Genomic DNA, 13,118 nt, shown 5'->3' with positions numbered 1-13,118 from the left:
TCGCGAATGACTCATTCGGGACGTCGGAGGTCCCGAATGAGTCATTCGCGACCATCGGGCCACCGCCACCACCGCCAGCCCATCAGCCCGGGAGGGGCCATGACCTCGATCGCGCCCGTCAAGACGCCGGCCGAGCGTGCGTTGCCGCGTTGGTCGGCCCGCTCCTGCGCGGACGCCGACCGGGCGGCCGTGCTCGCCCTCTTCACCGATCCCGGCTTCTTCTTCCGCACCGACCGGCCCGAGACGCGGCCCGAGTGGGAGATCCTCCGGCTCCTCGGCGACGACACCCGCGTGCTCTGCGCCGACGGCCGGCCCGCCGGCCTCTACGCCCTGGAGCACGAGGGCAGCGAGCACGGCTGTCACTACGTCCTGCACCTGCGCCTGCGCTCGGACACCCCCACCTCCTGGTGGTGCGACGCCTACCGCGAGATCGTGCGGGCGCTGCGGTGGCGCCACGAGCTGGTGCGGCTGTCGGTCCGGTTCCCCGAATTCGACCCGGCCGGCCTCGCCTTCGCGCGGGCGGCCGGGCTCACCGAAGAGGGCACGCTCGCCGGCGTGACCACGCGCGAGGGCCGTCGCCGCGGCACGGTCTTCTTCTCCCAGGTCGAGGCGGCGTGATGAAACTGCGCGGATACCGCGGCACCGACCGCGGGCTGCTGAGCGGGCCGTGGCTCGCCGGCGAGCTGCTCGGCCTGCCGATCGGCGACTGGCCCGCGCTCGCCGAACCCACCGCGGTCCCCCCGCCCACCGGCGACGACGAGGAGCTGTGCGTCACCGACGACGCCTTCGTCCGCTACACGGCCATCGACTGGGTGCACCGGCGGGCCCGCGTCGAGATCGGCGTCCACAGTCCACTGTCCGATGTGGACACACTACTGGCGCGGGCCGTCGAGCACGGGTTCACCGGCCTGAACCTGCGCCGGCTGCACGGCTGGGTCACCCCGGTCACCCGGCCGGACACCGAAGCGCTGACCGCGGCCGGGTTCCGGCGGGAAGCGGTCGTCCCGGCCGCCACCTGGTTCGACGGCGCACCCGCCGCACGGGAGATCTGGGGGACGATCCGCCATGACTGACCTGAGACCGCTTTCGCCCGCCGAAGCCGCGCAGGGCCTGCGCCGCGCGGGGGACGCCGCGCGCGGGTTCCTCGGCACCGACCCGGTCACCCAGAACGACGCCCTGCTCGCGCGGGAGCTCACCCGGCGCGAAGCCCAGGTGTACGCCGCGGGCGGCGCGCTGGTCGGCTGCGTGCCGAACCGGGCGCAGCCGCGCCAGGCGTACGTCTCGAGCACGTCCGCCGGCCCGGAGCCGGTGCGCGCGCTGCTCGGCCACCTCACCACCTACCAGCGGCGGACGTCGTTCGTCGCCCTGGTCCCCGAGGAGGGTGCCGCGGCCTTCCTCGGGGCCGGGTTCGCCCACAGCGGCGTGCTGCCCGGCCACCACTACGCCGGCCACGCCTTCCACGACCTGCTGGTCCTGGTGAAGGAGGAGCCATGCCGATCGTGACCGTCCGGCACTTCACCGAAGAGGACGTCCCGCTGCGCACGGAACTGCTGCGCGAGGCCCGGTTCGCGGCCAACCTCACCGATTTCGCCGTCGGGTCCGACGACGACGGCCTGCAGGCCCGGCAGCTGCGCACCATCACCGAGGAGCACCGGACCAAGCGGATCTTCACCGTCTGCGGCGCGCACGGCCGCGTGCTGGGCTTCGCCTGGATCACCTCGATCGACTGGCGCGCGCAGTGCTGCGAGCTGTCCTTCGGCGTGCTGCCGCGCGACCGCGGGCTCGGCGCGTTCGCCGTCTACGCGGTGCACAAGCACCTGCGCGACGAGCTCAACATGCGCGTGATCGTCAACCAGGTCTACACGCACAACACCATGTTCCTGTCCGCCGAGGCGCTCGAAGCCCAGCACCAGGTCCGTTGCGAACGGGATTCCCACACCGTCGGGCAGTGGCGGACGGCCTGTTACTGGACCCTGTCCGATGAGGACATCCGGCAGCACGAGGCGTCCGCGGAGGAACGACGGCGCGAGCTGGCCGAGCGGATCCGCGAGCGGATCGAGGCCCGGTCGTGACCGGGCGGGCCGGGTACCTGCGGACGCCCGCGGTCTCCGGCGGCACCCTGTACTTCGCGTGCGAGGACGACCTGTGGTCGGTGCCCGCCGAAGGCGGCCGGGCGCACCGCCTGACCGCGGGGCCCGGCGAGGCCCGGCGGCCGCGGATTTCCCCGGACGGCAAGGAAATCGCGTTCGTCGGCACCTACGACGGCCCGGCCGAGGTGTACGTCATGCCCGCCGAGGGCGGCCGGCCGCGGCGGCTGACCCACCAGGCCGGCCGGTGCGTCACCGTCGGCTGGCACCCGCACACCGGCGAGGTGCTCTACGCGACCGACGCCGAGCAGCCGTCCGGCTTCGGCGCGCGCCTGTTCTCGGTGTCCTCGGCCGGCGGTCCCGCGCGGCCGCTGCGGCTCGGGCCGGCCGACACGATCGCCTTCGGTGACGGCGGTGTCGTCGTCGGCCGCAACACCGCGGATCCCGCGCGGTGGAAGCGGTACCGCGGTGGCGGCACCGGCGAGCTGTGGTACGCCGAGGACGAAGCCGGACCGTTCACCCGGCTCGTCGCGCTGCCCGGGAACGTCGCCGACCCCTGCTGGGCCGGCGGGCGCGTCCACTTCATCAGCGACCACGAAGGCATCGGCAACGTCTACTCGTGCCTGCCCGACGGCACCGACCTGCGCTGCCACACCGACCACCACGACCACTACGCGCGCGGGCTCACCACCGACGGCACCCGCCTGGTCTACACCGCGGGCGCCCGGCTGCACCTGCTCGACGAGCGCGGCGCGCGGCCGGTCGAGGTGGACCTCGGCGGCGCGGCCCCGCAGCGCGGCCGCCGGTTCGCCCCCGCGGGCGAGTACCTCGACGGTGCGCGCCTGTCCCCCGACGGCACCCGGCTCGCGGTGACCGCCCGCGGCAAGGCGTTCACCTTCGAGCACTGGTCGGGGCCGGTCCGCGGCCACGGCAGCGCCGACGGCGTCCGCTACCGGCTGCTGCGCTGGCTGGCCGGCGGGCGGCAGCTCGTCGCCGTGGCCGCCGACGAGAGCCCGGACGAGCGGATCGTGCTGATGGACGCCGAGGGCGGCGAGGACGCCCCGGTGCTGGTCGCCGGCGGCGTCGGGCACATCACCGAGCTGACCGCCTCCCCCGCGTCCGGGCTCGTCGCCTTCGCGACCAGCCGCCAGCGCGTGTGGATCGTGGACACCGCCGACGTGCTCCCCCGGCCCCGGCTGCTCGACGCGAGCCGGCACGAGCGCATCGAGGACCTCGCGTGGTCGCCCGACGGCCGGTGGCTGGCCTACACATTCCCGGAGTCGCCGCGCACGTCGTCGATCAAGCTCGCCGACACCGCGTCCGGGCGCACCCACCGGGTCACCGAGCCGGTGGTGCGGGACGCGCGCCCGGCGTTCGACCCGTCCGGGCGCTACCTGTACTTCCTCGGCCAGCGCGATCTCACGCCGGAGCTGGACCAGGTGCAGTTCGACGTCGGGTTCCCGTTCGGCTCGCGCCCGTACCTGATCACGCTGCGGGCCGGCGACCCCTCGCCGTTCGAGACCCGGACCGCGGTGCCCGGGCAGGCGCTGCCCGTCCCGCGCGGCGACGGCCGGGTGACGATCGACCTCGACGGCATTTCCCGCCGGGTGGCGGCGTTCCCGGTGCCCGAAGGCCGCTACAGCGACATCGCGGCGCTGCCCGGCCGGGTCCTGCTGCTGTCGGTGCCCCTTTCCGCGCCCGACCCGGCGCACCCGGGATCCGGCGGCGAGGGCACGGTGTCGCTGGTGGACCTGGGCACCGGCCGCGTCACCGAGGGCTGCCTCGGCGCGGTCGACGAGCTCGACGTCCGGGGCGACGTGGTGCTGCACCGCACCGACAGCCGGTTGCGGGTGCTGCGCGCCGACGCCGCCGGCGACCCGCCCGACGGCGAGGACCCGGGCCCGGCGACCGGCTGGGTCGACCTCGGGCGCGTCAAGGTCCCGTTCGACCCGTCGGCGGAGTGGCGGCAGATGTTCCGCGAGGCGTGGCGGCTGCAGCGCGAAGGCTATTGGGACGCCCGGATGTCCGGGCTCGACTGGGACGCGGTGTACGACCGGTACGCGCCGCTCGCGGAACTCGTGTCGTGCCGCGCGGAGCTGTCGGACCTGATCTGGGAGCTGCACGGCGAGCTCGGCACGTCCCACGCGTTCGAGCGCGGCGGCGAGTACCGCGCCGGGCCGGACGAGGCGCAGGGCTTCCTCGGCGTCGACTGGGACACCCCGCCCGACGGCGCCACCTGGCGGATCGCCCGGATCCTGCGCGGCGACCCGTGGAACCCGAAGGCCGGTTCGCCGTGCGCCCGGCTCGGCGCGGACATCCGCGCGGGCGACGCCGTGGTCGCGGTCAACGGCCGCCGCGTCGGCCCGCCGGGCCCCGGCGAGCTGCTGGTCGGGCAGGCCGACCGGGAGGTGGAGCTGACCGTGCGGCGGGGCGGCGCCGAGCACCGCGTGGTCGTGCGGGCGTGCGCCGGGGAAGCGCGGGCGCGGTACCTGGACTGGACCGAGGGCAACCGCGCGTACGTGCGCACGGTGTCCGGCGGGCGGCTGGGCTACCTGCACGTGCCGGACATGACGCGCAGCGGGTACGCGGACTTCGTCCGCGGGTTCCTGACCGAGCTCGACCGCGACGGCCTGATCGTGGACGTCCGGTTCAACACCGGCGGGCACGTGTCGCCGCTGCTGCTCGACCGGCTGGCCCGCCGCCGCACCGGCACCGAGCACGGGCGGTGGAGCGGGATGGCGCCGTACCCGACGGAGTCCCCGCGCGGCCCGATGGCGACGCTGCTCAACGAGCACACGGGCTCCGACGGCGAGATCTTCGCGCACGTCTTCCGCGCGCTCGGGCTCGGCCCGCTGATCGGCAGGCGCAGCTGGGGCGGGGTGATCGCGACCTGGCCGCGGCACCGGCTGGTGGACGGCACGGTCACGACCCAGCCGGAGTTCCGCTACCGCTTCGGCGACGCGGGCGGGTCGCTGGAGAACCACGGCGTGGAGCCGGACCTGGCGGTGGTCCCCGCCCCGGACCGGCTGCTCCCGGGCGAGGACGACCAGCTCGCGGCGGCGGTCGCGCACCTGCTGGCGGAGCTGGGTTCGCCGTCGGACGAGCTGCCCGTGCCCCGGGCGGCCCTGCTGCTGCCGCAAGCGCCATGACCGGCCGGGTCGACGTCTGGGTGGTGCCGGTCCGTCCCCGGCCGGAGTGGGTGGCGCTGCTCGCCGGCGCCGAGCGCGCGCGCTGGGCCCGGCTGGCGGCGACGCCGGCGGGGGACGTGTTCGTGGCTTCCCGTGCGCTGCAACGCCTTTGGGGTGCTTCGGTGCTCGGTGTGCCGCCGTCGGAGGTGGTGATCGACCGCTCCTGCGAGCACTGCGGCGACCCCGCGCACGGCCGGCCGCGGGTGGCCGGCGCCCCGGCGTTCTCGGTGTCCCACACCGGGCGGTGGCTGCTGCTCGCGGTGGCTTCGGCGGGTCTGATCGGGGCGGACATCGAAGACCCGGCCGCGGCGGCCGACCCGGCGGGATTGGCCGGGGTGGTCTTGTCGGCTCCGGAGCACCGGGAGTTCTCGGCGGCACCCCCGGCGGAGCAGGCCGGGCGGCTGCTGAGGGCGTGGACCCGCAAGGAGGCGGCGATGAAGCTGGCCGGGCTGGGGCTGGCGGCCGCTCCCGCGCGGGTGGACGTGCGGGAACGGCTGGCGCGCGCGGAGGTGACGGGGTGGCCGCGCGAGCCGGTGCACCTGCGGTCGCTGACGGTGCCGGGCGACCACGTGGCGGCGCTGGCGACGACGGTGCCGGTGCGGACGGTGCGCCGTCGAGAGCCGGCGGAGCTCGGCGCGGCGATGGTTGCCGGGGTGCCGTGACCGCGAGCGAGGTGACGGCGATGAAGTCGGCCGGGCTGCGACTGGCCGCCGCTCCCGCGCGGGTGGATGTGCGCGGGTCCATCGCCCGTTCGGGGGTGCCCGGTCGGCCGCGCGAGCCGGTGCCCCCGCGGCCGCTGACGGCCCCCGGCGGCCTGGGCCATGACCGGCCCCGTGCGGGCCGTGACCTGGCCGAACTCACCGCGCCGCTCCTCGCCGGACGGCCGTGAACCCCCACGATCGGAGGCAGACCACGAAGACGGATACCCAATCTGGGTAGCGGCTACCCATGTGCCCGCATCTCCCGTAGTGCGAATCTTCTCGGCGTGAGCCAGACAGTAGAGCGCCCCGAGCAGGCCCCCCACGAGGCACCGGCCTGGTGGACCGCCGCTCGCCTTCCCGGCGAGGGCGGCAACCACCCGCCGGCCTGGGCGCTGCTCGCCGATCGCGTCCTGGCTTCGCTGCCCGCCGATGGTGACTGGCCCGCTCCTGTCGAGGCCGAGGGCGATCGCGTCTTCCGGCACGCCGTCCTCCCCTTCGCCGACGCCGCCCGGGACCTCCTGCTCGGCCGCGAGCCCGCCGCCGAGCGGGTGTGGTCCGGCGTGGAAACCTGGCTCTGCGGGCAGCTCACCGCGCTCGCGGCGCGGACCTTCGTCCTCGAGCTGCACTCCGCCCGGAAAGCCGGCCTGCTGCGCGGCGCGACCGGGCGGGACCGCTTCGTCGACTTCCTCCGCCTGCTCGGCAGCCGCGGCCACCTCACCGACGTGCTGGGCCGCCACCCGGTGCTGGCGCGGCTGCTCGCCCAGACCTGCCTGCGCACCGTCGACGCCGTCGCCGAGCTGCTCGCCCGGTTCACCGCCGATCGCGAGGCGCTGCGGGCCGGGTTGCTCGCCGGCAGTGCCGCCGAGCTGAGCGAGCTGACCCTCGGTGCCGGCGATGTGCACTCCGGCGGCCGCGCGGTGGCCGTGCTCGGGTTCGCCGACGGCCGGCAGGTCGTCTACAAGCCGCGGCCGCTCGGGCTGCTCGCCCGGTGGGGTGAGCTGCTGCGGTGGTTCGCCGAGGAACGGCCCGGGCTCGCGCCGCGGCCGGTGGGCGTCCTCGCCCGCGACGGCTACGGCTGGGCCGAGTACGTGCCCGCGCGGCCCTGCGCCGACCAGGCCGGCGTCGAGCTCTTCTACCGCCGCCAAGGCGCGCTGCTGGCCCTGCTCTACGCGCTCGACGCCACCGACATGCACTGCGAGAACCTCATCGCCTGCGGCGACCAGCCGATGCTGGTGGACGTCGAGACGCTGTTCCACCCCGCCTTCACCTCGCTCACCCGCAACGGCCCCGACCCGGCCGCCGCCGCGCTGCACCGCTCGGTGGCGCGCACCGCCCTGCTGCCCACGCTGATGCTCGGCGAGCACGGCGCGCTCGACGTCTCGGCCTTCGGCGGCGGCAACGGCGAACAGAGCCCGGGCGAAGTACCGCACTGGACCGGCGCCGGGACCGACGACATGCGCCTGGCGCGCGGGCCCCGCCCCTACGCCGGCGGTGCGAACCGCCCGGTGCTCGCCGGGGCCGAGGTCGACGCCGGGATGTACCGGCAGAGCCTGCTGAGCGGCTTCCGCGCCGCCTACGAATCGCTGGTGGACCGCCGCGGCGAGCTGCTCGGCGGCGCGCTGGACGGGTTCGCGGGCGAGGAGATCCGCCTGGTCATGCGGCCGACGCAGGTGTACGCGACGCTGCTGACCGACTCGACCCACCCGGCGCACCTCGCCGCGGGCGCCGCCCGGCCGGAGGCGTTCGCCTCGCTCGCCGAGGATCACGGGAAGGCCCACCTGCCCGCGCTCGTGCCGCACGAGATCACCGAACTGTGCGACGGCGACGTGCCGGTGTTCACCGCCGCCGCGGGGTCGGTCGACGTCACCACCGGCACCGGTGTGGTGCTGCCCCGCCTGCTGGCCGCGAGCGGCCTCGACCAGGCCCGCGCGAAGATCGCGCAGCTGTGCGCGGAAGACCTGCGCGAGCAGGAGTGGTTCGTCGAGGCCACGCTCGCGACCCGCCGCCCGGAGGTCCGCCACGGCGCGGGGGCACCGCTGCCCGGTGCGGTCGCCGCCGTCGTGCCCGACAGCCAGCACCTGCTCGCGCTGGCGTCGGCGATCGGCGACGACCTCGTCGCCCGCGCCGCGCACGACGACGTCCGGGCCAACTGGGTCGGCCTCGAACTCCTGGACGGCCGCCACTGGCTGGTGCTGCCGATGGGCGCCGGGCTCGCCGAGGGCTACTGCGGCACGGCGCTCTTCCTGGCCCAGCTGGGCGAGCTGACCGGCACCGCCCGGTACTCCGAGCTGGCCGCGAAGGCCGTGCGCACGCTGCCGGTGCTCGTCGAGGTCCTCGCCGAGCACCCCGACCTCGCGCGCGAAGTCGGCTCCGGCGGGTTCTTCGGCCTGGGCGGGATCTGCTACGCCCTGGCCCGCCTGGCCTCCCTGCTCGGCGACAGCACGCTCGCCGCCTGCCTGCCCGCCGCGATCGCCGCGACCGCCGCCGCCGACGCGGCCGCGCCCGTGGGCGTCGGCGAAGGCACCGCGGGCGCCCTCGCCGCCATGCACGCCGTGCACGCGGAAAGCGGGCTGCCCGAAGCGGCCGCGCTGGCCGCCACGCTCTCCCGGCGGCTCGCCGGTGCCGCGCGCCCCACCGCCCCCGGCTTCCTCTGGGGCGCGGCGGGGGTCGAGTGGGCCCTCGGCCGGGGCGGCCGGATCCCGGCGGACTCCGTGGCCGGCGACCTGGGCTGGTGCTCGGGCCTGGCCGGGCGGGTGCTCGCCGCGGCGGCCGGTCCGGGGTTCGCCGCACCGGCGGCGGACGCGTTCTCGGCCGCGGTGGCCGCCCGGCCGCCGTCGTCGGACCAATCCCTCTGCCACGGCGAACTCGGCACCCTCGAAGCACTCGTGGTGCTCGCCGGGCAGGGTCACGAACCGTCGGTCTCCGCCTTGCGGAGGGCGACTTCGCGCCTCGTCGGCGCCATCGAAGGACACGGGCTCCAGTGCGGTACTCCGCACGGCGTAGCGAGCCCAGGCCTGTTGACCGGAACCGGGGGTATCGGTTTCGGGTTGTTGCGGGCCGGTTTTGCCGAACAGGTTCCGTCGGTTCTCCTGCTCGAACCTTCGGGACACCGGAAATAACCGCGAAACACATACAACACGGGAGTGCAGATGCGCAACGACACCAATGCCGGCGAATTCGACGCGACCCCCGCCGGCCCGGCGGCGGACAACCCGCTCGGCGACGCCACGCCTGGTGCCAGAACGAAGATCGGTGTCCGGGCGGGGATTCTCGCCGGGCTGACCCTCGGCGTCGCCAGCGCGGCGGTCGTCACGATGGACATCAGCACCGTCGTCAGCAACCACACGCACGCGTGACGTGCTCGCGACGGCACAAAGCGTGACAACAACCCCAATCTTGCCGTCCGAACAGTGGAATCTCCACCGGAAGACCACCGAATTCGTGAGTCCGGTCTCTAAGGTTGGCGCATGCGCACCCGTGCCCCCGCTCTCGTCGGCCGAGGAACGGAGATCGAGGAGATCGGTCGGGTGTTGCACGACGCTCGCCGCTCTTCGGGATCGGCCGTGTTCGTCACGGGGGAACCCGGCATAGGCAAGACCCGGCTCGCCGCCGAAGCGGTCGGCCACGCTCTGGACGCGGGATTGGTGGTGCTGCGGGGCCGCGGCAGCACCACCGGGCCCGCCGTGCCGTTCCGGGCGCTCACCGAAGCACTGCTGTCGCTGGCCCGCACCGGCGGCCGCGAGCTGGTCGAACAGCTCGGGCCGTACCGGTCGGTGCTGGGCAGGCTGATCCCGGACTGGGCCGCCGGGGCCGACGCGGCCGGCGACTCCTCGCTGGTGGTGCTCGCCGAGGCGACGCTGCGGCTCACCGGGCTGGCCGGGGCGGGCCGCGGCTGCCTGTTCGTCGTCGACGACCTCCAGGACGCCGACGTGGAAACCCTGGCCGTGGTGGAGTACCTGGCCGCCAACATCCGCACGCAGCCGGTGGTCGTGCTGGCCACCCTGCGCGCCGAACCCTCGCCCGCGCTGGAGGCGGCCCACGCCGTCGCCCGGCGCGGTGAAGGTTTCCTCATGCCGCTCGACAGCCTCGGGCCCGCCGAGGTGCGGGACGTGGTGGCGTCGTCGCTCGGCGCCGAACCGGACCAGGTGTCCGCCGACGTGGCCGAGCGCCTGTTCGCCGACAGCGCGGGCAACCCGCTGGTCGTCGAGGAACTGCTGCACAGCATGGTGGCGGCGGGCGAGCTGGTGAACGGCGCCGCGGGCTGGCGGTTCACCGGCCACGGCCGCAGCGCCGTGCCCTCGACGCTCGTCACGATCATCACCCGCCGCGCCGACCGCCTCGGTGAACGCGGCAAGCAGCTGCTCGCCATCGCGGCGGTGCTCGGGCGCCGGTTCCCGCTGTCGGTGGTGCAGCGGGTGAGCGAACTGGACGACCACAGCCTGTTCGGCCACCTGCAGTCCGCCGTCGCCGCCCAGCTGCTCATCGCCGACGAGCGCGGCGAAGACTGGTACGCCTTCCGCCACCCGCTCACCGCCGAAGCGCTGCTGACCCTGCTCAACCCGGCCGAGCGCGTGGCGCTGTCGGCCAAGGCGGCCGACGCCGTCGTGGAGCTGCACCCCGACCTGCCCGGCGAGCTGTGCAGCCTGGCCGCGTCGCTGCGGCTGGGCGCCGGCGACCGCTGGGCCGCCGCCGACCTCTACCGCGAGGCCGCCCAGCGCGCCCTCGCCGAGGGCGCGCCGGGGTCGGCCATCGCCGTGCTGGAACACGCCGTGAACCTGCTCGGCGAGGACGCCGGCCGCGGCGGCGACCACTCCGGCCGCTACCGGGACCTGCTCGAACTGCTGCTGTTCGCGCTGGCGGAGGCGGGGCAGTTCGACCGGGCGGCGAAGGTGGCGCGTTCGCTGCGGCCCACCGACGGCCGCGATTCGGCACGCCAGATCCGCGTCCACGTCCGGCTGGCGTGGGCGGCCCAGGTCGCCGGCCGCTGGGCGGAGGGCTTCGAGCAGGTCGCCGCGGCCCGCGCGCTGCTGCCGGCGGAGGGACTGGACGAGGAAGCTGTCGCGGTCGACGCCGTGGACGCGTACCTGTCGATGTCCGGCCCGGCCCCCGACCGGGTGCGCCGCAGCGAGGAGCTGGGCCGCCGGGCGGTGGCCGGGGCCGAGCGGATCGGCTCGCCCTCGACGGCGTGCCAGGCGCTCTACGCGGTCGGGTTCGTGGTGCGCGAGCGGGACATGGCCGAGTCCGACGAGTGCTTCCGGCGGATGCTCGACAGCGCCGCCGAGCACCGGCTGACGAACTGGCGCAACTACGCGCTGGTCGGCCTGGGCGGCAACGCCTGGCTGGCCGAGGCCGACCCCTCGGGGCTGGAGACCGCGCGGGCCGAGGCGCTGCGCACCGGCGGGATCAGCCTGGCCTACAACGCGGACGCCGTGCTGGGCCTGCATTCGGTGCTGTGCGGCCGGTTCGCCGAGGCCGGGCGGCGGCTCGACGCGTGCTACGCGGAGTCGTCGCGGATCAAGCTGTACGCGGTCAGCCGGTACGTGCAGATGGCGCAGGCGGTGCTGGCGGGCCACCGCGGCGACCGCCGGGCGATGGAGACCGCTCTCGGCGACTTCCGGCGCGGCGGCGGTGACGCCGGCCCGGAGGCCCCCCTGGCCCGCGGCCTGGCCCAGGTCTTCTGCTCGCTGCTGGAGGAGGACCGCGAGACCGCGCGCGCCCAGCTGGACACCCTGGCCGCCGACCAGGCGCGGCAGCAGAGCACGTTCCACCTGGCCGGCACCCACGGCCTCAAGCTGCTGCTCGACGTCATCGCGGGCGACGCGACCTGGGACGACCACCGGCGCATCGCCGCCGGAGCCACCGGCGGGATGCGCTGGAACCGCCAGTTCGTGCTCCTGGCCGAGGCGGTGCTGCACGGCCGCGACCACGCGCACGAGGCCGCGGCCACGGCCATGCGGCGCGCGGCCCAGGCGGCGGCCCCGTTCGGCGTCGCCCGCCCGCTGGGCCTGCGCCTGACCGCCGAGCCCGCGGTCGACGACGGCTGGGGCGAGCCGGCGGAATGGCTCCGCGAAGCCGAAAGCCACTTCCACGGCGCGGACGTGATCCCGGTGGCCAGCGCCTGCCGCGCCCTGCTCCGGCGCGCCGGGGCGTCGGTGCAGCAGCGCCGCACGGGCACCGAGCGGGTCCCGGAGAGCTTGAGGGCGATCGGCGTCACGCTGCGCGAGTACGAGGTCTTCGAGCTGCTGGCGTTCCGGCTCAGCAACAAGGCACTGGCGGCCCGGCTGCACATTTCCCCGCGCACGGTGGAGAAACACGTGGCGGCCCTGCTGATGAAGACGTCGGTCCGCGACCGCGCCGAACTGGCCCGCTTCGCGGCGGAAAACTCGTCGGCCTCGGAGGTCTGACGGCGACGTTCCGGGGGCGCGGTCGTCCGGCACTCACGGCGGCGGGCCCCGCGGGCCCGCTCAGCACCGGGGTCCCCTTGAGCAGGACGCGGATTTCGCCGAGGGGCTGCGGCCGGCCGAGTGCCTGGTCGCCGGGTGGGAGCCGCACCGACGTTGTCCAGCAGCTGCTGCCGGTCGGCGTCCGGCAGCTGCCGACATCGGAACCCTCTCCCGGCTGAACCCGCCCTCCAGGCTCCGAGCCGAGGCGCGGCCGGTCCACGTCCGAACGGTCACCCGATCGGGCAAGCGCACCTGCTCGATCGGGCCGTCACCCGGCGTCGTGCGACCGGCAACCGATCACGTCCGCGGCGGCGCGAGCGCCCGCCAGGTCAGCGGACCACCGCCGACAACGCGCACAACGCCGCCCACCCGGCCGCGAAACCCGCCACCTTCGCCCGCGCCGAACGATCCGGCAAACCGGTCCCGAACACCACCGCGTCCGCCGCATCGGAAGCCACCCTCGCCGCCAACGCCACCTGAAGCGGCTTGCCCTCCGGTGCCAGCAACATCGCCAAACCGATCGCCGCGTCGCGGGCGCCGATTCCGGCGATCAAGGTGCGGACGCCCGCGGTGACGTCGCCGGCCGGGGTCGTCAAGCCGCATGGTTTGGCCAATACGCGCGGCGCGGCGATGATCGTGGCGCTGTACGCGGCCGTCACCGCTCCGAGGACGCGGGTCAACGCGGGCATCCGTCACTCT

The 13,118-nt window shown here is 75.4% G+C and carries 11 protein-coding genes; 10 read left to right on the top strand and 1 reads right to left on the bottom strand.

Going from position 1 to position 13,118, the window contains the following annotated elements; all coding sequences use genetic code 11:
- Positions 1–99: 99 nt before the first annotated feature.
- The 10 genes from H5965_RS12220 to H5965_RS12175 all read left to right on the top strand — a co-directional run bounded on the left by H5965_RS12220 (position 100) and on the right by H5965_RS12175 (position 12,380).
- Positions 100–618 carry a hypothetical protein gene (locus H5965_RS12220; RefSeq protein WP_310969765.1) on the top strand — a complete coding sequence of 173 codons (519 nt, stop codon included), beginning with the start codon at positions 100–102 and terminating at the stop codon, positions 616–618.
- Positions 618–1,073, top strand: a complete 456-nt coding sequence (locus tag H5965_RS12215; RefSeq protein WP_310969764.1) for a hypothetical protein — start codon at positions 618–620, stop codon at positions 1,071–1,073. Before H5965_RS12220 ends, H5965_RS12215 begins: the two co-directional genes overlap by 1 nt.
- Positions 1,066–1,503 carry a hypothetical protein gene (locus H5965_RS12210; protein WP_310969763.1) on the top strand — a complete coding sequence of 146 codons (438 nt, stop codon included), beginning with the start codon at positions 1,066–1,068 and terminating at the stop codon, positions 1,501–1,503. Before H5965_RS12215 ends, H5965_RS12210 begins: the two co-directional genes overlap by 8 nt.
- Positions 1,491–2,072, top strand: coding sequence for a GNAT family N-acetyltransferase (locus H5965_RS12205; protein ID WP_310969762.1), 582 nt, complete (start codon positions 1,491–1,493; stop codon positions 2,070–2,072). The genes H5965_RS12210 and H5965_RS12205 overlap by 13 nt, the downstream gene beginning before the upstream one ends.
- A complete protein-coding gene (locus H5965_RS12200; RefSeq protein ID WP_310969761.1) occupies positions 2,069–5,236 on the top strand; it encodes a S41 family peptidase in 3,168 nt (1,055 codons plus the stop codon). Before H5965_RS12205 ends, H5965_RS12200 begins: the two co-directional genes overlap by 4 nt.
- Positions 5,233–5,937, top strand: a complete 705-nt coding sequence (locus tag H5965_RS12195; RefSeq protein ID WP_310969760.1) for a 4'-phosphopantetheinyl transferase superfamily protein — start codon at positions 5,233–5,235, stop codon at positions 5,935–5,937. Before H5965_RS12200 ends, H5965_RS12195 begins: the two co-directional genes overlap by 4 nt.
- Positions 5,934–6,164, top strand: coding sequence for a hypothetical protein (locus H5965_RS12190; protein WP_310969759.1), 231 nt, complete (start codon positions 5,934–5,936; stop codon positions 6,162–6,164). Before H5965_RS12195 ends, H5965_RS12190 begins: the two co-directional genes overlap by 4 nt.
- Positions 6,165–6,260: 96 nt before the next feature.
- Complete coding sequence (locus H5965_RS12185; RefSeq protein ID WP_310969758.1) at positions 6,261–9,095, top strand: type 2 lanthipeptide synthetase LanM family protein; 2,835 nt, start codon at positions 6,261–6,263, stop codon at positions 9,093–9,095.
- Positions 9,096–9,125: 30 nt separating this feature from the next.
- On the top strand, positions 9,126–9,332 hold the full coding sequence (locus H5965_RS12180) for a hypothetical protein (protein WP_310969757.1): 207 nt from the start codon (positions 9,126–9,128) through the stop codon (positions 9,330–9,332).
- 111 nt (positions 9,333–9,443) lie between these two features.
- Positions 9,444–12,380, top strand: a complete 2,937-nt coding sequence (locus tag H5965_RS12175; protein WP_310969756.1) for an AAA family ATPase — start codon at positions 9,444–9,446, stop codon at positions 12,378–12,380.
- A gap of 368 nt (positions 12,381–12,748) precedes the next feature.
- Here the strand turns inward: H5965_RS12175 and H5965_RS12170 are convergent, their stop codons facing one another.
- A complete protein-coding gene (locus H5965_RS12170; protein ID WP_310969755.1) occupies positions 12,749–13,108 on the bottom strand; it encodes a hypothetical protein in 360 nt (119 codons plus the stop codon).
- Between the last annotated feature and the right edge of the window lie 10 nt (positions 13,109–13,118).

It is taken from the genome of Amycolatopsis sp. 505, from assembly GCF_031625235.1.
GTDB lineage: Bacteria > Actinomycetota > Actinomycetes > Mycobacteriales > Pseudonocardiaceae > Amycolatopsis.
This window is presented reverse-complemented; position numbering and strand designations above follow the sequence as displayed.